Source organism: Providencia sp. PROV122 (assembly GCF_028482365.1).
Classification (GTDB): Bacteria; Pseudomonadota; Gammaproteobacteria; order Enterobacterales; family Enterobacteriaceae; genus Providencia; species Providencia stuartii.
In genome coordinates this window covers 285,386-307,037 of the sequence record NZ_JAMPQI010000004.1, presented here as the reverse complement: position 1 = coordinate 307,037, position 21,652 = coordinate 285,386, and the positions used below count along the sequence as shown (strand labels likewise).

Sequence of the window (21,652 nt, the reverse complement as noted above, 5' to 3'; positions counted from 1 at the left end):
ATTTTTATATGTCCACCATACTAGTATTACGCGTATCATTTTCCAGTGATTACCAATTAACAGAGTATTGCTAGTTATTCAATTCATAAAATGGCTGATATATTAATTGATTAGCTGGCTTATTTTATAAATATAGCCTTTCTGCATTATTAGGCCAGTCATCATATAGATGGTCAGTATAAAGTAAAAAGCATTCTGTGATGGCCCTATTAAGTACCTTATGGTGCACAATATCCCCTTCCGTTGAACGAACTTCCCAAATATTGCTTTTATAAAGTTTTGTGACTGTCATTGAACAACCGCCCATCACACTCATCGCTTCTTGAGTATCGTTAATAAGATCAAATAGCTCCCCCATTGAGTCGTAAACCTTCATTGTATCGATATGATAATAGTATTCAGAACCGTTACGTCGAAATCCGCAAGTCACATTAATTTGAAAACTAGTGTAATGGCTATATTTATTGGTTAATTGCTCAAAATCATCCTGATAAAGGTCTTTATTGTTATTTATTTGGGCATTGTGTTGCGCTGCTCGGATATAAGGAGCCTCATCGAACTCAAGTAATGTTGCAGATATCTCTAGGGTTGAGTTCACAATAAAAGCGTATAAAACTGTACCGTAATATTTGCCTTGAGCTGTTTGTACCGTTGCATTTTCTTCTATTTGAAAAGCTTGTTTAGGGTCAAAAGATGCTTTATCGGGGAAAACAGCGCCTATACTTTCTGTTATTTTTATGAGCTGAGCGCCTGTAAGTTGTATCGATGCCCTTAAAGGATCCTTTAAAAAAATACGTATATTGATTATAAAGTTAAGAAGTGATCAGCGATACGTATCACCGTATTTATTCTCCACTGAAAAATAGTGTATTGCGGTAGGAAATAAGTAAATCATCAGATAATTCCTGAAAATATTTCTAATGATATTCAAAAATAATTATCGGCTAATAAAGTTAGGCCTAGTTATTGCTATATCACTTTGAGATTGCTAGAGTCATTTCGCTTAAGCATTTTTATATAAAAGGATATTTTATGGCAAACCGCTCTTACCTTTACAGTATATCTAATCAACCAAGCTCTTATTATGACCGACCAGATATTGCGAATGGACTTTCTGAATGGTCATATGCAATACCAATGACCTATCGTATATTGATGTCTGGAAACCCAAAATTATGTGAGTCACTGCTATATCATGGGTACGATCATGAAGAAGAAGGGGAAAAAACACCTTTTTATGCGTTGACAAGTGATTTTGATATCGGGTTTGCAAGATTAAAGAAATTTTTTACCTCAATTGAACCGTTATTTTTAGAAAATGGTTATGATGCGAGTAAAGAAATCAAAGAAGCCCTTGAATTTTTAGAGCAGCATAAACAGCCATTTTTGCTATTAGAAACGATTGAATTAGATATGATGCTGACGGAAGGAGCGGATAATTTACGTCAAGCAGTTGAAGATGAAATACAAAGATGTTTACTGGTGGGGCGGGGCATTGATGCAATACCAGATGATAAAGAAACGGCAATTGAGGTAATTAAATGGGCAGCATCTGACTCAGAAAATTTATTTTCTGCTATCAATTTTAATAGCGAATGTGACTATGTTGATGCAGGTTATCCGATGGGCTTATCTTATTGGGAATCTAGCCTATATTATAGGATCTTGAATAAAAAAGAGTTCGAAGAAGAGTCATAGTACTATTGAAATATCATGCTATTGGGGGATTAATATAGATATTTTCGATACAATCCCCCTATTATCTGCGATTAACGCCGCGTAGCACAGTGTTTTTTTATGCTTAACGAAAGATAATTGATAGTGAGTTAACTTTACGATAAAGAGAGCAAATAGGCTCACTCAAATAGCGTTATTGCCTTTGTTTCAATTTCCGATAGATGAATGGGCTATATAAAACGATAGCTAGAATGATATAGCCTAATACCCATTTGAGTTGAAACCCATGAAAATATAGGCCAATAAAAGCAATGAGTAATATTGTAATTCTAATACCGAAAAGTTGAAAAAGATTTAACAAGAGTTCAATACAAAAAGCAAAAAACCTAGCGACGGCCTCGAAAAGAGCATCCATATTTTATCCCTATTCTCCACTGTTTTTATTGGCACTCATGGTACAGCATTAAGTTAAATTATCGTAGTGATAAATTGACACAAAATAATTTATCGGAAAAATGCCAATACCCATAACCTATTATCGGCACTTCTCCTGCGCTGACTTTCTCGCCTTGGTCTTGTATCTATTATTCCCCTTTAATCAGGCGTATCGCTAAATCAGGGCTAAAAACCCCTGCTTTAGGGCCGCCATGGCAATTAGCTGTTGGAGAAAAGTCGCCATCTGATTCCCCCGGTGGCTTTATCCAAGCGGTTTTAACGGTTGCTGAAATATCTTTTGGGCCTTCACCTATCTTACGGCCAAGTGGATTGCACCATTGATTTGGCAATGCTGGTGCACCATGACCATTGCGTGAGGTATCAATAATCATATTGGATTTTATCCCTATCAGCGCCATTAAAAATCGATTAATGTCTTCACCATATTTTATAGTGGGCTCGGTCGCATAGTAATTAGAAATATTGAGTGAAAAACCTGATGCATCTTTTATTCCCGCTGCAATGAGTTGTTCTGCCATTGTTTTTGCGGGTTGCCACTTCATATTGCCAGCATCAAGGTATACATGCGCATTAGGGCTTTTTATTTTAAATTGAGTCACAGCATATTTGAGTAAATCTGTTCTATCTTTGCGCTGCAATGGCGTTAGGCAACTCATATCCGCTAAGGCGTCAGGCTCTAAAATAATGGTAAGCTCAGTGTTTGAAATTGTTTTTGTTAATTGATTAATCCATGTTCGATATTTTTGGCTATTAGTAGTGTTGCTGGCGGAGGCTTGGCCTGAGCAATCGCGGTTAGGTAGAGCGTATAACACAAACATAAGCTGAGTTTTTTGCTTATCAGCTTGTGAAATATAACTTGTTATTTGCTGGGCTAATTCAGTCTCATTTTCATGGATTTTAGAAAGCCAAATAGCCGTAGGCACAGACGCTATTTTAGCCCGAATAGCCAGTGCTCTGGGATCGCTCTTGTTTTTTTCTACCCACAATGCGGCAGACGAGGTGGGATCAACGAAATACTCAGTTGCCATTAGGTTTCCGGTATAGCAAGCTGTAATTAAGCTTAAGAAAAGTATTTTATACATAAAATCGACTCCGGATTTAATAAGAAAAAATGGCTATTAATTATTAATATTGGTAAATAGCTTAAATTAATTTCTGCCACAGTTAAAACGATATAAATAGATCGTTATTTAACGTGCCATACTAAACCGGATTGAATAATTCAAATTAACAGCGATATGTTAATAAAACAGTAAGTTAGAAAACAAATAATAGAATATATTTATATTATAATTTGAATAAGCTGATTTTTTAACATGCCTAGTTAGTAAAGTAAATATACTTACTCGCTGTTATTAAAAATTGTGTTGTTTATCACGGTTTTACATTAATAATTTAAGATGAAATTTAATCAATATATTAATAAGATCTCAATCGATGTTAGATTATAATTTTTAGGAAATAGATAAAAACACACCGAGTCGTTGCTCGGTGTGTGGAAAGGGATTGTGGATTATCAACCGTTAAAAGGTTTGCTCATACTCACGTGCTTTTTCTTCATCATAATTATGTTCCCACTTGGCAATTACCAAGGCTGCGAGGGCATTACCGACAACGTTTAGTGCAGTTCGAGCCATATCGAGAATACGGTCAACCCCAGCAATAAAGGCTAAGCCCTCCAGTGGAATACCGACACTGCCTAAAGTGGCTAAGAGAACGACGAAGGAGACACCAGGTACGCCTGCAATACCTTTAGAGGTGATCATTAAGGTAAATACAAGGATAAGCTCCTGGCCAATAGACAGTTCAATTCCATAGAGCTGAGCAATAAAGATGGCGGCAATACTTTGGTAGAGTGTTGAGCCATCAAGGTTAAATGAGTAGCCAATTGGTATAACGAAACTGGTTACTGATTTAGGTGCACCGTATTTTTCCATTTTATCCATGATACGTGGAAGCACGGTTTCAGAGCTTGCGGTGGAGTAGGCTAAAAGTAGCTCGTCTTTTAAAATTTTCATTAAGGTAAAAATATTAATTTTGCAATAACGAGCGACAATGCCAAGTACCACAATGGCAAAGAACAAAATTGCACAGTGAACCAGAATCACTAATTTTAGTAGTGGTACTAAAGAGGTAAAACCAAAGTTGGCGACAGTCACGGAGATCAGTGCAAAAACCCCGATAGGGGCATACAACATGATCATATTAGTGACGCGGAACATGGTTTCAGAAAAGGTTTGCAAAACGTCTAATAATGGTTGCTTCTTCTCTTTAGGTAATGAGGAGAGGCCCAAACCAAACAGGACGGCAAAGAAAATGACGGGTAGCATTTCCCCACTGGCCATAGAGGCAAAAATATTGCTCGGCACCATGGTTAAAATGGTATTGATAATACCCGAAGGGTGGCTTTCAACTTCTTGGGTGGTTTTTTCATATTGGGAGATATCAACTTGTGTCAACTGTGACATGTCAATACCAACACCAGGTTGGAAGATATTGGCGAAGCTTATCCCGACAACGATTGCAATAGTGGTGATAATTTCAAAATAGAGGATGGTTTTAAACCCGAGCGACCCAAGTTGTTTCGTATTTCCTACCCCCGCGATACCGACAATTAATGTTGAAATAACAATCGGAACAACGATCATTTTAATTAATTGTATAAATATTTTACCCGCGGGTGATAGAACATTAACGATTAACCAATCTTTATATTCTACGCTTTCATGCAAAAAAGCGCCTACGATAACACCTAAAATCAGTGCGACTAAAATTTGCCATCCTAGGCCAAATTTAAATGGTTTTTTTGTCGAAATGTGGTTTGAAGTCATAATGAAATCTCAAATATATTAATAATTTTTATGTTTGTACTTTTTCTATCGCAATTTTTATAGCGAATATTCGTTAAAACTACAACTGTTAGATCGTAAATATTGAGTTGTTTAGTCGATTAATTGAGCATGGCAATCATTATTCATCGTTGATTTGTATTAAATTGTAATAATTCTTTTCATAATTGATTTGCCACGGTGGAGTAAGAATGGGCTTGGTAGTAAAATGCTTAACCATCAATATTAATTAATTGTTTTCGTGGTGTAACTAAAATGTTAAATACTGAGTGAGGATCATTCTAAATAAAACGAATGAATAGATTGTTTCTATTTATCTATTTAATGGATAAGGAAAATAAGTTATAGGCAGAAAAAGGCAATTATAAAAAACTAATTTTTTAAAATGATGTAAAATCTAAGTCAAGGAATTGTGTGATAGAGGCACTTGATCAACAGGGGAGGATAGAGTACCTATTGTATGAGAAAGAAACATAATAGATTATTGATTGAGCTTTGATTAGCCCTGATATGGGTTGACAACTTTTCGGGTGCTGTTTAGAACTTCATTGAGCATTTAGCACCACTGAGATTATGTGTATTTTATTCATTGGGAAATTTTAAGATTAATTGGTGATGGTACTTGGTATGTTTAATCGAATTAACATTTTTATCTTCTCGATAGTATTACTTCCACTAATAGGCATAGCTAATGGGCATGTTAACGACAATTCTAGGACAAATAATGTTTCATCAACTGCAAGTTCAGGGTTATCTCCCGAAGAAGTTGTTGTGAATTTTTATGAAGGCTATCTCAAAAATATAAATGAAGAAAGTCTAGTGGAGAACTATGTAACCCCTGAATTAGCATTAAAATTATACTATTCGTCAATATGTCACTATGATTCGGATGTAGATGAAAAAGAGTTGGAAAAAATTTGTAAAAAAGAACAAGAGTGCAGAAAAAATAGAGGGAATATTGTTTGTAACTGGGATGGAACTTGGATTGAGACAGATATTAATTATTTTATAAAATCTCAGGGTAATTATCCCTCTTGGGAAAAAAGTATAAAGATATTAAAAATTAAGCAAACTGATGCTTACTCAAAAATAAGTTTAATTTTAGGTGACGGCACTGAGCCAAAATTAAATTTACAGATTATCTTAGTTAAACAGGGAAATAACTGGAAAATAAATCGAGTTACAAAGGTTTAAAGAAAAGAAAGGGGAAGTTATACATGGAAAAACAAAAGCAATCTAGAAATAAAAATAAATCATGATATGGAAGAAATAATATATACATTAAAGCCAAGTGAGGGTAGTATGGTACTCTTATCGGTATATGAGACGGGCTATTAATAAAATGAATTATAAATTGTCAATTTTATTTTTATTCAGCAGCATGACATTTGCAATGGATAACAATATCTTAAGTGCTGGCTTCTTATCCTATTTTCCTAATGAAATCATACTGTATTCAACTGAAAGTAATTTAAACAACAAAACGGTCACGGTTTGTATAAATAATGAACGCAATAATAAAGTCAAGTGTTACCATATGAATGGGCGTGACTTTCAAAAGACTGAAAAAGGTAATGATGGATATAACTCGATAAATAGCGATTTATTACTTAAATATAGTTACAAAAAAGAATTGCATGATAACAATAATGGTCTGTTTTTTGCTTTTATTTATGACGAAAACAATAAGATGAATATTCATTTTACAGCCCAAGATGCATCAAATTTCACTGTAAGTTACAGTCATCACACTTTAAATCTTGCGACTTGTTTAAGTACTGAAGGGCTTTATTTTTATGATAAAATAAACTATAAAGGTCTTAAACTATATTACTCTCTCGGTTATGGCGTTGAAAGTAACTGTCCTGAATACTTATATTCAGAACAATAAAATAAGACGCTGAATATCCAAATTTTACTTCGTCCTAGTAAGGTATCTATACGAGCAAAAAGTAAAAGCAGCAAGCGATATCTCATTAGCGTTATAGATAAAATTAATTTATCTTCTTTTATGCTGCTTGATGTAGCTAAAATTATTTACAAGAGGAAATACAGATTAAAAGTCAATTTAATTCGTTATTTTAGGTGCATGAGATGGTGAGCCCTCTAATAACCTGTGATTCTATTTTTTAAGTACTATTCGATTGTTAATCATACAAAGTTTGTAGGGATAGTATACTTTATTTAACGGATTATTAGATCAATTTAATAACTAAAAAGAACTTGAAATATAATAATATCATTGGATATGCATACAATTTATTTTGTGTGACTATATATTGAATGCTTAACCTAATTTTAAAATCACATAATTTCAAAATATGACATGTAAAAGATTGAGTTTAATATTATAGGTAAGCTCACCCATCTGATCTCATTCGTGCGAATGTAAGAATACATGAAATCAGGATCAGTATGATGCTTACACCATACTGATAAATCATGATTTGCAAGCAAATGATGATTTTTTTCTTTATAAATCGTTAACCTCCGCTTGGCTCCTCGCCTTCAGTGTCTTGCCAATCTATTTGTTCTTTTTGCTGTATTGAAAGAGGAAGAGCTTCTCCAGCTGTTTTAGTCAGCTTTGCTCCTTGCATATTAGCTAAGGTAAATATGCAATTATTAAATTCAGCTAGCCTTAAGTCGGAACCGGATAAGTTACACTCTGTAAAATTTGTATTTTCATAAATAGACGCACGAAGATCCGCACCTGCTAGATTAGCGCGTGTAAAATTGACGCTTATAAAATCATTCCAACACATATTTGACTCAGCTAAGTCAGTGTCTGTGAAGTTACAGCCGACTATTTCTGAACGAGAAAAAAATGTCCTTCTCATGTCTAAGGCGCTTAGGTCTAAGTCTGCTATGCCCATTCGAAAAATACTGAATCCACATGGTTCAGGATCATCAAACTTGGGCATAGCCTCAGGAAGTCGTGGAGATTGGTCATCATAAATTAAGCCTAATTCCCGCAAGGTATTTATAGTTTCATCGAATGTTTTCTTCATGTAATTTTTCCTTGAAAACAAAGTTAAACAAATAAGATTAGAAAGAGCGTAGTCTCAAGAACAATTCGTTCAACTAACATCACTAGAACTATTCAGCGAATTGAAGATAATAAAGTCCCAAATATAGAGACAATTAGTGCATTGGCTTCTGTTTTTAATGTCAGTGTATCTGAACTTGCTTCTATGTCGCTAGTAGAAAATATAGAGTTAGATAACCAAATAGCAGAAATTAGAAAACGGGTAAAGATGAAACTAAGTTACTAAAAAATATAATAGTCGCCGTCATAGTATACTCAACAATATATCATTGTAATTACCCTATTTAGGTTATTACTATCTAGGGAAGTCTTCTGCTCGTAAAATCATTCAAGCTATTCCTTTTAGATAAGTTTTTCTTTAAATCGCAAAAAATAGATTAATGCCTCTTGCCAGAAAGAATTAGCACTGAGTTATTGAAATCTTGCTCCTATTTACCAATATAGTTGATAACAGAAAAGCAGGGGATCCTATTTGTGTAAACAGGCTCTGAATTCCTCAGGATTGACCAGTACTGGATTGATGGCTTTCACACTTTATTAATAAAGAGAATTAATAGCCGGCTTGTTTTCGTTTAAAGGCGGCGAGCAAGGTTCGCTCTGATAAATCTAAATAACGGCTCAATGTATCAGCCGCTTCAAGGTTACGCCCGGCGTCTAATAACTCTAATATCGATTGGTTTTTATCGATATAAGGGGCATATAGAATCTTAGGATCATTAAGATGACCAAAAGCTAGCCGTAACTCAGCGGCGATATTACGGTAAAGCTTAATTAGCCTTTCGCTATCAGACAACTCAACAATGGCAGTGTGAAATTTCATATTGGCTGTTCCCACACCAATCCAATTTTCCATCTTTTCTTGTTCGCGAGCTTCGTTGACGGCTTGCTTCATTTTCTGTACGGCAGGATGCATGGCATAGGCTTGCTTCAATGCATCACATTCAATTAATCGGCGTACTTGGTAAATGTCGATGATAGCAGCCATATCGGGTACTGAAACAAATACGCCCTTATTTGGTGCATAAGTAAGTAACCCTTCTTGTGTCAAAACACGAAATACTTCGCGCAGAGTATTACGAGAAATATCTAACTCTTCACTAAGAGCGGCTTCCGACAAACGTTGGCCTGGCGTAAGTTCCCCAACCGTGATTTTGTAGCGGATCGTTTCGGCGATAGTAACAGCTAAGGTCTGAACAACAGGTTGTTTAGTCATATCAATAGGTTTTAGGTATGAGCCAATGAGGAACAGTGTAAGAGTTTATCTTCACATATTCCCTAGTCGGCTTCAAGGCTCCTTTTGGTGCATGCTCAGCACAAATCCATCGTTTCTTGCACTCATATGGTGCATTTAACCGTAATTAGCATTCAAAAAATGTTAATTATTTATGTGTTTTGTTAAAAAAGTGATCGGTCTTTGATTTTTAAATCGCAAACCACGATTTTGATTGCTTGTTAATTCGCCATTCACTATTAATTGTTCAACAATATATTAAAGATAGATTAACAATAATGTGTATTGGTAGAACAATGGCATGATTATTGCCTTTATAACTAACACAACATCGATAACGACAAAAACAATCCGAAAGGAGTATGCACATGGCAGCTCAAGAAAGTACCAGCACAGCAGAGTTCATAAAAAATAGGCGTACCTCATTGATTGGGGCAATATTTTTAATGGCGACATCTGCAATAGGGCCAGGTTTTATTACTCAAACAGCAACCTTTACTGTCACCTTAGGAGCCGCGTTTGCTTTTGGGATCTTGGCATCCATTATTATTGACTTTGTGGTGCAACAGAATATTTGGCGAGTGGTTACTCTAACCAAAATGCATTCATCGGATATCGCTAATGCCACCATCCCCGGAAGTGGCTATCTGCTTGCAGTATTGGTGATTTTTGGTGGTTTGATTTTTAATATCGGTAATATCGCAGGGGCTGGATTAGGGTTAAATGCCCTTGTCGGGTTAGATCCCAAATGGGGCGGGCTGCTCAGTGCCCTGTTAGCGATATATATCTTCTCTTCCCGTAAAGCGAGTACCTTCATTGACCGCGTGATCATTTTGTTAGGCCTAGTCATGATCGGTTTAACGCTGTTTGTGGCCTTTGCTTCCAATCCACCCGTTGGTGAAGCATTACGCCAAAGCGTGCTACCAGATACCGTTGATTTTGCGATGATTACTACCATTGTTGGCGGTACGGTAGGGGGCTATATCTGCTATGCTGGTGCCCATCGTTTACTAGATAAAGGGGCTGTTGGAGTTGAAAACATCCATGTTGTTTCAAGCGCTGCAACTAAAGGGATCTTAGTTGTCGGATTAATGCGCTATATTTTATTTCTTGCCATTCTTGGTGTGGTGGCAAGTGGCGTGACAATTGATATATCAGGCCAAGCTGCTAACCCTGCCTCTCAAGCTTTCCAAGCGGCAGCTGGGAATTTTGGCTTACGCATTTTCGGGTTGATTTTATGGGCGGCTGCATTAACGAGTGTTATCGGTGCTGCTTATACCTCCATGAGTTTCATTACCGCGTTTAAAAAATCCATTACAGAAAGGCAACGTAATATTGCCACCATCTTATTTATCGCAATATCGCTGGCGGTCTACTTAATGATGGGAACCGCACCTGCCGCATTATTAGTTTTTGCTGGTGGGTTTAATGGTCTGATCTTACCGATTGGTTTAACCATCTTTGTTTATATCGGGTGGAAACGTGCCGATTTGATGTCCGGCTATCACTATCCACGTTGGTTGTTATGGTCCGGTATCATTGTCTGTGCATTAACATGGTATATGGGGGCTATGTCGGTTGAAGCAATTTTTAACTACTTGAAATAGAGGTCAAATAGAACAATGAAAAAAATCATCGATTTAAACAGTGATCTCGGGGAAAGCTTTGGTCAATGGAAAATGGGCAATGATACAGCCATGCTGAAAATTGTCAGTAGTGCAAATATCGCCTGTGGCTTTCATGCAGGCTCGCCAGAAGGTATTTTGCGAACATTAAAAGCGGCGAAATTGAACCATGTTACGGTAGGGGCACATGTAGGCTATCCAGACTTAGTGGGCTTTGGGCGGCGCAATATGGATATCGCCTCGGATGAACTGAGCGCTGATGTTATTTATCAAATAGGTGCACTTAAAGGGCTTGCAACTGCGGTTGGTTGCCAAGTCAGCTATGTTAAGCCTCATGGGGCACTGTATAACACCATCGCCCATGATAAGCGTCAAGCAATGGCTGTTATTGATGCAATATGCGCTATCGATTCACAGTTAGTTTTGGTTGCACTTGCAGGCTCGCCACTGATTGGATGGGCCAAAGAGCGAGGGCTAACCGTTATTGCAGAGGCATTTGCGGATAGGGCTTATCACTCTAATGGTGCTTTGGTTTCCCGTCGGGAAGCCGGTTCGGTATTACATGATCCTGAGCAAGTTGCACAGCGCATGCTGCAATTAGTGAATGAAGGGGGAGTAATATCAATTGAAGGGGATTTTACGCCGATCGAAGCGGGCTCTATTTGTGTTCATGGTGATAGCCCTGGGGCATTAGCGATGGCGCAAAATGTGCGTGAGTTATTACAACAGCATGGTGTTGAAATCAGAGCTTTTTCGGGAGGGGCCCTATGACAAGTTTATTTAAGGCGTCAGAAAAAGCGATTATGGCAGCAAGAGCCGCAAGAGAAGCTATTCGACAAGGTTTTGATAAACCGACGGCGGGCTTGGCTGCTGGATTGACTCAAGCCAATATGATTGCGTTGCCTCGTGATTGGGCCTTTGATTTTTTATTGTATGCACAACGCAATCCGAAAAGCTGCCCTGTACTGGATGTATGCGAAGCGGGGAGTTGGCAAACCATTTTGGCTGAAGGGGCCGACTTGCGAACGGATATTCCTCGTTATCGCGTTTGGCAACAGGGGAAGCTGGTGGATGAGATCACGGATGCCAGCAAGATTTATCATCAACACACTGACTTAGTGACTTTTTTAATCGGTTGCAGCTTTACTTTTGAAACTTCATTGATAGAAGCGGGTATTGATGTACGGCATATCACGGATAAAACCAATGTGCCAATGTATAAAACCAATCGGTTATGCCGTCCAGCAGGGCGATTACATGGAGAGCTCGTGGTTTCAATGCGGCCTATCGCTGCGGATCGTGTAGCGGATGCGGTCAGTATTACAGGGCGTTTTCCATCGGTTCATGGAACCCCTGTTCATATTGGCGCCCCTGAACAATTAGGGATTGTCGATATTATGCAACCTGATTTTGGCGATCCAGTTCGCATTGAAGAGGGAGAAATACCTGTGTTTTGGGCTTGCGGTGTAACGCCACAAGCAGCCGTGATGAAATCAGGCGTCCCATTTGCCTTAAGCCATGCGCCGGGGCATATGTTTATAACAGATATTCCTGATGCAGCCTATCATGTATAAGGGGGGTTTAATGCGATTTTTACCTGTCAATTTAAGCACTTTTATGATTGAGCTACAAAGTCTTGAAGAGACAATGGCTCTGACGGATGTGCTGCGTAACATGTCACGTCAGCTTGCGATTGAAGAAATTACACCAGCAGCAAGAACCGTTTTAGTTCGCTTTAATCCTGTTATTACGAATGCCAATATCATCATTGATGAAATTGAAAGGTTAGATATTTCGAAGGCGGATCTTAAATTAGGCCAGTTGGTGACTATCCCTGTTCACTATAACGGTGAAGATCTTGCTGATGTTGCTGAACACCTAGGGGTGTCAATTGATGAAGTAATAAGAAGACACACTAACAATGAATACCAAGTGGCTTTTTGTGGCTTTGCACCAGGGTTTGCTTATATGGTTGCAAAAAATGCCCAATTAAATGTACCACGTCGGCCATCACCACGGATCCGAATTCCGGCTGGCTCTGTTGCTTTAGCTGGCGAGTTCAGTAGCGTCTATCCTCAAGCAAGTCCAGGGGGATGGCAATTAATTGGCGTTACACCAACGGCTGTATGGGATTTACATCGCACAGAGCCTGCACTGTTAAAACCGGGGTATCGTGTCAATTTTGTTGATGCTGCGAAAACGGGGATCACCTATAGCCTACCTCAGCCAACAGTTGCGCATCATAAGGATAGCCAACGTAGTGATATCACTGTCCTTGCCACAGGATTACAAACGTTATTACAGGATATTGGGCGAATAGGGCAGGCTGCATTGGGAATTTCTGAATCCGGAGCTATGGATAAAGGCGCGCTACGAAGCGCAAATCGGTTGGTAGGAAATGCAATCCATGAAGCAGTGCTGGAAATTACCCAGGGGGGTTTTAAAGCACAGGCAAATAAACCGTTATTGGTAGCAGTCACAGGGGCATGTTGTGATATCGAAATTACGACAGCCGAAGGTGTTACCTATTGCGCACAGCAATATCAAGCGATTCATTTAGCCTCGGGGGATATTATTCGCTTAGGAACGGCAACAAAAGGCGTGCGTAGCTATTTTGCGATACGCGGTGGCATCCAAAGTACGCCTGTTCTTGGTAGCTGTTCTTTTGACACATTAGCACAGGTAGGGCCTGCACCATTAACGGTAGGGCAGACATTAGCGGTTAAATCACTTAAACAACCAACGGCTATTTCACTTGATGAACAACCTGCATTTAACTACCCAAGTACGAGTGATGTGGTGGTGCTAGATATCATTTTAGGGCCTCGAACTGATTGGTTTACTCCACAGGCGGTACAACGGTTAACGTCACAATTATGGCAGGTTACGGCAGCATCCAATCGTATCGGGTTACGCTTGGCGGGCGATACGGCTATTGAGCGTGCAATACATCAAGAGTTACCCAGTGAGGGAACGTGTATTGGGGCAATTCAAATCCCTGCGAATGGACAACCGGTCTTATTTTTGAATGACCATCCGTTAACTGGAGGTTATCCGGTTATTGGTGCGGTATGTGAATATCACTTGGATTTAGCGGGGCAGCTACCCGTTAATGCCCGAATACAATTTAACCCAATCGGGGTATTTAAAGAATATGAAGGGAGTCGGGATACTTATGCCTACAATGAATAATCAAACTAAACATAAAGTATTGATCGCAAACCGTGGCGAAATAGCAGTTCGCATTATTCGTGCGTGTCGAGATATTGGCTTCGATTCAGTCGCGGTTTACGCGGATCCCGATATTAACGCATTGCATGTTCAGATGGCGGATGAAGCATATGGATTATCGGGAAGTACACCCGCCGAAAGCTATCTGGATATGGATAAATTACTTGAGGTAGCGAAAAAATCAGGGGTAACCATGGTTCACCCTGGTTATGGTTTTCTATCAGAACGTGCAGAGTTTGCTCGTGCGGTACAAGGGTTGGGCTTGATTTGGGTTGGCCCAGAACCTGAAACCATTGACATATTGGGTGATAAAGTCAAAGCTCGTCAAATTGCAATGCAGGTCGGCGCACCTTTAGTGGCAGGAACCAAAGAGCCTGTCAAAGAGGCCAAAGAAGTCGTTGAATTTGCCCATACCAATGGTTTGCCGATTGCGATTAAAGCGGCCTATGGCGGTGGCGGTCGAGGCTTAAAGGTAGCATGGCACATGGAAGAGGTAGAGGAGCTATATCACTCTGCGGTGCGAGAGGCGACAGCGGCTTTTGGGCGAGGCGAGTGTTTCCTAGAGCAGTTTTTACATAATCCTCGGCATATTGAAGCGCAAGTTATTGCGGATAAATTTGGCAACGTGGTTGTCGTGGGAACGCGTGATTGTTCTTTACAACGACGAAATCAAAAATTAGTGGAGGAGTCACCAGCGCCATTTTTATCAGAACAATTACAACAACAAGTGATTAAAGCGTCTGTCGATATTTGTAGTCACGCCAATTATGTGGGGGCGGGAACCGTCGAATTTTTGTTAAGCCAAGATGGCAAATTGTCATTTCTTGAGGTGAATACGCGTTTACAAGTTGAACACCCTATTACCGAAGAGACCGCAGGGATTGACTTAGTCATTGAGCAATTACGGATAGCACAAGGTTTACCATTAAGTATCCGCGAAACCCCTAAACCACGAGGGCATGCTTTTGAGTTTCGTATTAACGCAGAAGATGCAGGAAATGGTTTTTTACCCACACCGGGGGTTATCCTTAAATTTGATCCCCCATCCGGCCCGGGTATCCGTTTAGACAGTGGTGTTGTGGCAGGGGCGACTATCCCAAGTACGTTTGATTCTTTAATGGCAAAACTGATTGTCATTGGCAATACACGCGAACAAGCTATCCAGCGCGCTCGCCGTGCTTTAGGCGAATTTTCGATTGAAGGCGTGGCATCCGTACTGCCTTTCCATCGTGCGGTGATGGAGCATGCTGACTTTTGTGAAAGGTTTAATGTGCATACTCGCTGGATTGAAACTGAATTTTCTGTTGAGCTTGCACCAGCAAAACGGCAATTACCACAAAATAACCCACAAATAACGCGTACCTTTATTGAAATCGATGGGAAGCGCTGTGAGCTTGGTTTACCGACACAATGGTTAGCTGGGTTAGCGATGCCATCGACAAAGCAGGCTTCAATAACGAATCATCAAGCGGTCGCACAAGATCAGCAAGTGAATGCCCCTATTTCAGGCGTACTGTTTAGTTGGTTAGTTGAAGAAGGCGACACGGTTGCTCAAGGAGAGGTTATTGGTGTCATGGAAGCGATGAAAATGGAAGTACAGGTGATCGCTCACCGTGCCGGTACGCTGAAATATATTGTCAATAAGGGTGATTATATTGATGCAGATAGCGTAATTGCAGAAATAAATGACTAGTTCACTCTGGAGCAAGTGTTTACTTGCTCCCGTTTAAATAACCATTATCGCGAAATACGTTCAGGGAGTGCACGCAATGGTGGGTTAGGGGCGGGCACACTGTGCTTATCGTCTTTTTTGATTTCTTCGCTATCGCGATAGACTTCACCACACATAAAATAGAGGTTAGGGCGCTTTGATTCGAGATAAGATTTACGGGTGATACACTGATCTTGTGTAAAAATGGTCTCAGTCACAGGCAATGCATCACAGGCATCTGTGCCACAAGGACTTACCCATAATGCCCAGCCAATGAGTACCATATGTCCTGCCATTTCGAGCCGCTCCTCCAACGAGTATTGGGTTAATACCATGCCACAGTGTGGTGGCTGAATTGACTGTTGATGATCTAAATAATGCAATGACAATTGTTAACCCGATAAATGTTGATATAAACGAGCATTAATTGGGTTTACGCGGATCTTACCATTGCATTTATCAAATGTATGTAATTGCGTGAAAAATCATTTTAAATTGGCATTAAATAGCAAATCAATAAAATTATTGGAATGGCAACCGTAAAAAGGGTTAAATCGAACGTATTTTATTTTTAACAATTTGGTTCTACAGCGAACTAGCCAACGAGTATAGGTGTATCGGCCGCGACAGCATAGTGAATAAAATGCTTGATCAAACTACCATAATACATATCGCTTCTATTATAGAACAGTGGTGTACATTGAATAGACGTCAGCGAAGGGCGAATAGTGTAAAGGGCGGATTATTCCAAAATTACGCCACACAGTTGTATTTTTTGTGGGTGAACTCAGCGAAAATAATAGGTCCAAGCCAAAATCCGGTTAAGCTAAATTTTAATGTCACTAGGTGGTAATATATCACTTATGCTATTCCCCCTGAAATATATAATAATGTTATTTCAAGGGGGTATCTTGTTTTGCTTACTGTGGTATTGCTATTTTAATCATCATAAAAAGATGGGTTAAGCACCCGATAAACCATTGCCAGTCATATCGATTGGATTCACATATTTATTAAAGTCTTCTTCACTTATTTTTCCTGAAGCAATAGCGGATTCTTTTAAAGTGATATTTTTGGCTATGGCATTTTCTGCAATATGCGCCGCATTTTGATAACCAATAATAGGTGACAAAGCGGTAACTAACATCACACTGTTATCGACATACTCAGTGATTTTAGTGGTATTTAATTGCGTACCTTCAACAGAAAACTCTCTAAATTTATGGCAACCATCAGCTAAAATACGAATTGAATGTAGCAAGTTATTGATAATAACAGGGCGCATCGCATTTAATTCAAAGTTACCTTGGCTGCCTGACATGGCGATTGCAGTATCATTGCCCATCACTTGAATACCTATCATCACAATTGCTTCGCATTGAGTTGGGTTAACCTTACCTGGCATGATTGAAGAGCCTGGTTCATTAGAAGGTAAAATTAACTCACTAAAGCCACAGCGAGGACCCGAAGCTAACCAGCGCATGTCGTTGGCGATCTTAATGAGTGCGACAGCTAATCCACGAATAGATGCGTGTGTGCGAACTAACGCATCCAGAGAGCCTTGCGCAGTAAATTTATTGGGTGCAGTAATAAAGGGTTTTTGAGTCAACTCAGCTATTTTATCGGCAACATCTTTTGAAAAACCGGCTGGTGCATTGAGACCTGTACCAACCGCGGTGCCGCCAACCGCGAGCTTATAAAGATCTAATTTACTACGTTTAATATCTTCGAGAGCATCTCTGAGTTGACCTGCCCAACCATACCACTCTTGACCAACAGTTAAAGGCACGGCATCTTCCAGATGAGTACGGCCAATTTTCACTACATTCATCCAAGTGCTGGCTTTTTTCTCAATAACATCAATTAAACTTTCAATACTTGGGATTAATTGCTCATCAAGTGCAAAAATGGCAGCAATATGCATCGCGGTTGGGAAGGTATCATTAGATGACTGCCCCATATTGACATCATCATTTGGCCCTATGGGCGATTGACTTCCTAACGTTCCACCAAGCAATTGAATTGCACGATTGGAAATAACTTCATTCACATTCATATTCGATTGTGTGCCAGAGCCAGTCTGCCAAACATAAAGAGGATAATGCTCATCCAATTGACCATTAATAGTTTCATCCGCAGCGATAACAATCGCCTCTTTTTTCCACTCAGGAAGTCGGTTAGCAGCACAGTTAACTAACGCACAAGCTTTTTTGATATAACCATAAGCGTGATACACTTCTTTTGGCATTAAATCGTTGCCAATATTAAAATGCTGTAATGAACGCTGAGTTTGTGCTCCCCAATAACGGTCGGCAGGAACATTTATTTTCCCCATACTATCGAATTCTTCACGAAAACCTGTCTCATTAATACCGATTGGTAATGTCTTATTTAGACTGTATTTATTTTCCATTATAAATTCCTAAATGATGAGAGGATGTATATCTAGGGAATATTATTTAGGATATATATTTTTTGTTCAAATCATTTATAAAAAATAAATAAAAAATCAATTAATGATGATTTGATTTCGATTTCACTTGTAAATTAACAGAAATTAACTGTGAAAAAATTCTATGCAACAAAAATAAATATTAAAAAGAAAAATAAATAGAGGGAAAAGGAGAAATAAATTTATTTAATATTAAGTCAAATAGTTTAAATGGCAAAAGTAGACTTACTTATGTTCTTCTCAAAACATTGTCTAGATAACCCATATTGGTTGTATTAATAGTGAGAATCGTATCAGTGAAGTAAAAAATCATTGAGCATGTAACAATGCCGCGATGAATACGTTATTCATAAGGGGGATAAACGGTGTCTAGTAACATTCCTTTAGTCTCAAGATTATTGGATTATTAATAATACCTATCAGAACAAGTTAACACATGGGATCTGATTATTTTTTATCAGATTTTTAATGGACTATCTATCCTTGATGATTAATTTATATGCACTATTACTCGCTGATTTTGGAAGCGCTTCGCAAAAATACAAAATATTTATCTGAAGATTGCAGTTTTAAGAAGTAGCTCATAACAATACTATAAGGTTTTATTTACGATAAAAAATAACTTATCACTAACAAATTTAGGCTTATAACGATTATGAATACCATGGAAAACGTTTTAACATTTTGGTTTGAGGAGTCAACCTCAAAACAGTGGTTTGAAAAAAATGAAAAGTTTGATGCTCTTATTATGCAGCGTTTCGGCGGAACACTAGAGCGTGCAGCAAAAGGAGAGTTAGCTTATTGGCGTATTTCTATTCGTGGGCGCTTAGCTGAGATTATCGTTTTAGATCAGTTCTCTCGCAATGTGTGGCGTGATACACCGAAAGCTTTTGCCCAAGACCAAATGGCACTGGTATTGGCTCAAGAAGCGATAAAACAAGCAGATTATAATTTGCTGCCACTATCTCAACGCAAATTTATTTTAATGCCGTTTATGCACTCTGAATCAAGCTTTATTCATCAGCAAGCGGTTGAGCTATTTCGTGGCTTAGGGGATGACAATACGCTAAATTATGAAATGCAACATAAGGCGATTATTGATCGTTTTGGTCGTTATCCACATCGAAACCAGATATTGGGGCGTCCTTCTACTAAAGAGGAAATTGCCTTTTTACAGCAACCAAATTCCGCTTTTTAGGTAGTTTCTAAACGCTGGGGTGGCTAGGTTTGCCGTGAATGGAAACACTGCAAACCCCTGTTGACAAAATGAAGAAGATTTAGTGGTATCACTTATTGATTATTGTGAGAAAAAAGGCGAATGTATTGCTGCATTCTTTCGCTTTATTAAAAGATTTATTACTAAGGTTATTTTAAACAGGTGAAAAGGACCTCTCTAATGCCTTCTAATAACCATAATGCGTTGATATCATGTCTATCACTTTGTTTTGGTATAATTTGTTATTATCTTCAAGCTGTACAGCAGCTATTTTTTCCTTTTTATAGAGAAGGGGCAAATACTTATCTGCTATTGCTAGCGTACTACAAATCAATGAGTTTATATTTACTCGGTTATTGGCTCTTTCTAATACCTGTATTTTACTTTTATCTCAAAAAAAGTTTGAATCATTTTCACCGCTACTTATTGTACTTTTTGATCCCAGGCCTTTTTTCTATACTCCTTTGGTTCATAGAACTTCTACCACACAGCCATCAAGTAGAGGGTCTAATAATTGAAATTATAGTAGCGGATATCCTCTTCGCTTATATTATAGGGGGGACATTTATTATCGCGCTAGTTGCGGTAATGTGTGATTTTTTAATGCAGAAAATTGCCTTAAAATGGAATACTGTATTGAGAAGGTTGCAGTGATGCTGGTGGCTTTAATTATTACTTTTGTGTTTATACGCTATTAAAAAAAGAGCCTACATTCGCAGGCTCTTAACGTGATTATTAAATTGATACTCGTGGAACTACATGGTGATTTGCCATAAGTTATAAAAGGCAATACGTCCTGCAAGTTCAGCCAGTAAAACAGCACCCGCACATGTCGCTAATGTCGCTTTTGGTGCACGTTGTTTTAATGCCATACCGATAAATCCTGCCAAAGCAATAACTAAGACAACGACTTGGAAACCCCAGAAGCCAGTTTGCTCAGCGCTCAATGCTGGACCGGTTTCGGATAAGAACGCTTGATACCCCGCACGGCTAGCGAAAATAACCAACGCACCGATAAGGAAAGAGGCGATCCCTAATCCACGAGCGCCAATAGCTATTGCTAAAGCACCACCGCCAACTAACATGGTCATCCACATTTGCAGCGTAGTATAGCCCGTATTCCAGTTTGCGATTGAAGCAATGTTATAAACCTGTGGAATTGACCAAACAAACGCCACACCTGAAATAACCGCGGCAATATTCGCTAATTCACGTAGTAATGCTTGTTTATAAAAGAGTGTAAAAAACAAGGTTGCAGCGGCAAAAGTGACGAAGACACCACTTAAAAAGGCTTCGTTACTCATCGGTGAGCGACCAACACCTAGCAACATATTGAAAAAGCGCAGTGGTTGGCCCACATGTAGGCCACCAATACCTAACCCAATAATCATCACAACAAAGGCGAGGATATTGGCATTTTTCAGTTGCTTTTCATCAATTGAACCTATTTTTTTACTTAAATAAGCTAATAAAAATAGCCCAGCAGCAGACTGCCCCAACACGGTGAAAAAGACTAGTGGTAATTCATGCATTTTACACCTCCGCAGGGTTTTTTAGTTCACCACTTTTATCGCCAGAAGGTTTGGCATCTTTATGTGGTTTAATAACGATGTTTGGATTGGTAAGGCTAGGGTCTGGCATAGGCGCAATACCACACTCTGTACCGTGAAGCTCACGTAGGACATTGATATCATCAAAGTCCAATGCACGTTGTGGGCATGACTCAACGCAAACGGGTTTCATACCTTTAGCAACGCGCTCGTAGCAGCCATCACATTTGCTCATCAGTTTTTTCTTCTCGTCATATTGCGGCGCACCGTATGGGCAGCGTAATTCGCAGTAACGACAACCGACACAAACGGTTTGGTCAACAACGACAAGACCATCTTCGGCACGTTTGTGCATCGCCCCTGTTGGGCAACCTTCCACACAGGTTGGATTAGAGCAATGGTTACAAGAGATAGATAAATAGTAGCTATAGACATTTTGCTGCCAAATACCATCTTGTTTTTGCCAACTACCACCACCAAATTCGTATACACGGCGGAATTTAGGGCCTAAATCGAGATCTTTTTCGTCCTTACAACTGACTTGACACGTTTTACAGCCAGTACATTTTGTGGAGTCAAAATAAAAGCCATACTGTTTCATCAATTAA

General features: G+C 39.0%; 18 protein-coding genes. 9 read left to right on the top strand and 9 right to left on the bottom strand.

What is annotated here, in order from left to right:
* Positions 1–124: 124 nt before the first annotated feature.
* Positions 125–598 carry a hypothetical protein gene (locus tag PSE69_RS04635; protein ID WP_121874912.1) on the bottom strand — a complete coding sequence of 158 codons (474 nt, stop codon included), beginning with the start codon at positions 596–598 and terminating at the stop codon, positions 125–127.
* Positions 599–1,032: 434 nt separating this feature from the next.
* Here PSE69_RS04635 and PSE69_RS04630 point away from each other — a divergent pair, with 434 nt between their 5' ends.
* Positions 1,033–1,698, top strand: coding sequence for a DUF7822 domain-containing protein (locus tag PSE69_RS04630; protein WP_121874911.1), 666 nt, complete (start codon positions 1,033–1,035; stop codon positions 1,696–1,698).
* A gap of 563 nt (positions 1,699–2,261) precedes the next feature.
* Here PSE69_RS04630 and PSE69_RS04625 read toward each other — a convergent pair.
* The gene (locus tag PSE69_RS04625) at positions 2,262–3,215 is read right to left on the bottom strand and encodes a glycoside hydrolase family 6 protein (RefSeq protein WP_036940870.1); all 954 of its coding nucleotides are present in this window, start codon (positions 3,213–3,215) and stop codon (positions 2,262–2,264) included.
* Positions 3,216–3,656: 441 nt separating this feature from the next.
* Positions 3,657–4,964: a glutamate/aspartate:proton symporter GltP gene (gene gltP, locus PSE69_RS04620; protein WP_004920976.1), complete on the bottom strand. Its 1,308-nt coding sequence runs from the start codon at positions 4,962–4,964 to the stop codon at positions 3,657–3,659.
* A 645-nt stretch (positions 4,965–5,609) separates the two neighbouring features.
* Here gltP and PSE69_RS04615 point away from each other — a divergent pair.
* Both PSE69_RS04615 and PSE69_RS04610 read left to right on the top strand, forming a co-directional pair.
* Positions 5,610–6,176 (top strand): DUF3828 domain-containing protein, encoded by a 567-nt coding sequence (locus PSE69_RS04615; RefSeq protein WP_230088931.1) that lies wholly within the window; start codon positions 5,610–5,612, stop codon positions 6,174–6,176.
* Between the two features lie 148 nt (positions 6,177–6,324).
* Positions 6,325–6,873, top strand: a complete 549-nt coding sequence (locus PSE69_RS04610; RefSeq protein ID WP_121875266.1) for a hypothetical protein — start codon at positions 6,325–6,327, stop codon at positions 6,871–6,873.
* Positions 6,874–7,465: 592 nt separating this feature from the next.
* On the opposite strand, the gene PSE69_RS04605 is transcribed toward PSE69_RS04610, so the two are convergent.
* The gene (locus PSE69_RS04605) at positions 7,466–7,990 is read right to left on the bottom strand and encodes a pentapeptide repeat-containing protein (RefSeq protein WP_040133263.1); all 525 of its coding nucleotides are present in this window, start codon (positions 7,988–7,990) and stop codon (positions 7,466–7,468) included.
* 588 nt (positions 7,991–8,578) lie between these two features.
* The gene (locus tag PSE69_RS04600) at positions 8,579–9,241 is read right to left on the bottom strand and encodes a GntR family transcriptional regulator (RefSeq protein ID WP_004920968.1); all 663 of its coding nucleotides are present in this window, start codon (positions 9,239–9,241) and stop codon (positions 8,579–8,581) included.
* A 386-nt stretch (positions 9,242–9,627) separates the two neighbouring features.
* Between PSE69_RS04600 and PSE69_RS04595 the strand changes: the two genes are divergently transcribed.
* The 5 genes from PSE69_RS04595 to PSE69_RS04575 are packed head-to-tail and all read left to right on the top strand — an operon-like array spanning position 9,628 to position 15,808.
* Complete coding sequence (locus tag PSE69_RS04595; protein WP_014656216.1) at positions 9,628–10,866, top strand: NRAMP family divalent metal transporter; 1,239 nt, start codon at positions 9,628–9,630, stop codon at positions 10,864–10,866.
* A gap of 15 nt (positions 10,867–10,881) precedes the next feature.
* A complete protein-coding gene (locus tag PSE69_RS04590) occupies positions 10,882–11,655 on the top strand; it encodes a LamB/YcsF family protein (RefSeq protein ID WP_060561101.1) in 774 nt (257 codons plus the stop codon).
* Complete coding sequence (locus PSE69_RS04585) at positions 11,652–12,458, top strand: putative hydro-lyase (protein WP_004920961.1); 807 nt, start codon at positions 11,652–11,654, stop codon at positions 12,456–12,458. Before PSE69_RS04590 ends, PSE69_RS04585 begins: the two co-directional genes overlap by 4 nt.
* A 10-nt stretch (positions 12,459–12,468) precedes the next feature.
* Positions 12,469–14,076: a 5-oxoprolinase/urea amidolyase family protein gene (locus PSE69_RS04580; RefSeq protein ID WP_121875267.1), complete on the top strand. Its 1,608-nt coding sequence runs from the start codon at positions 12,469–12,471 to the stop codon at positions 14,074–14,076.
* Entirely contained in the window at positions 14,069–15,808 is a 1,740-nt protein-coding gene (locus PSE69_RS04575; RefSeq protein ID WP_121875268.1) for an acetyl/propionyl/methylcrotonyl-CoA carboxylase subunit alpha, read from the top strand. The genes PSE69_RS04580 and PSE69_RS04575 overlap by 8 nt, the downstream gene beginning before the upstream one ends.
* A 44-nt stretch (positions 15,809–15,852) precedes the next feature.
* On the opposite strand, the gene PSE69_RS04570 is transcribed toward PSE69_RS04575, so the two are convergent.
* Positions 15,853–16,122 (bottom strand): hypothetical protein, encoded by a 270-nt coding sequence (locus PSE69_RS04570; RefSeq protein ID WP_014656212.1) that lies wholly within the window; start codon positions 16,120–16,122, stop codon positions 15,853–15,855.
* Positions 16,123–16,787: 665 nt separating this feature from the next.
* Positions 16,788–18,239, bottom strand: a complete 1,452-nt coding sequence (gene fumC / locus PSE69_RS04565) for a class II fumarate hydratase (RefSeq protein ID WP_053110985.1) — start codon at positions 18,237–18,239, stop codon at positions 16,788–16,790.
* Between the two features lie 694 nt (positions 18,240–18,933).
* On the opposite strand from fumC, the gene PSE69_RS04560 reads away from it, so the two are divergent.
* Positions 18,934–19,476, top strand: a complete 543-nt coding sequence (locus PSE69_RS04560) for a DUF924 family protein (RefSeq protein ID WP_004920950.1) — start codon at positions 18,934–18,936, stop codon at positions 19,474–19,476.
* Positions 19,477–20,249: 773 nt separating this feature from the next.
* Here PSE69_RS04560 and PSE69_RS04555 read toward each other — a convergent pair.
* Both PSE69_RS04555 and PSE69_RS04550 read right to left on the bottom strand, forming a co-directional pair.
* Positions 20,250–21,026, bottom strand: coding sequence for a dimethyl sulfoxide reductase anchor subunit family protein (locus PSE69_RS04555; protein ID WP_004920946.1), 777 nt, complete (start codon positions 21,024–21,026; stop codon positions 20,250–20,252).
* 1 nt (position 21,027) lies between these two features.
* On the bottom strand, positions 21,028–21,645 hold the full coding sequence (locus PSE69_RS04550) for a DMSO/selenate family reductase complex B subunit (protein WP_014656207.1): 618 nt from the start codon (positions 21,643–21,645) through the stop codon (positions 21,028–21,030).
* Positions 21,646–21,652 lie beyond the last annotated feature (7 nt).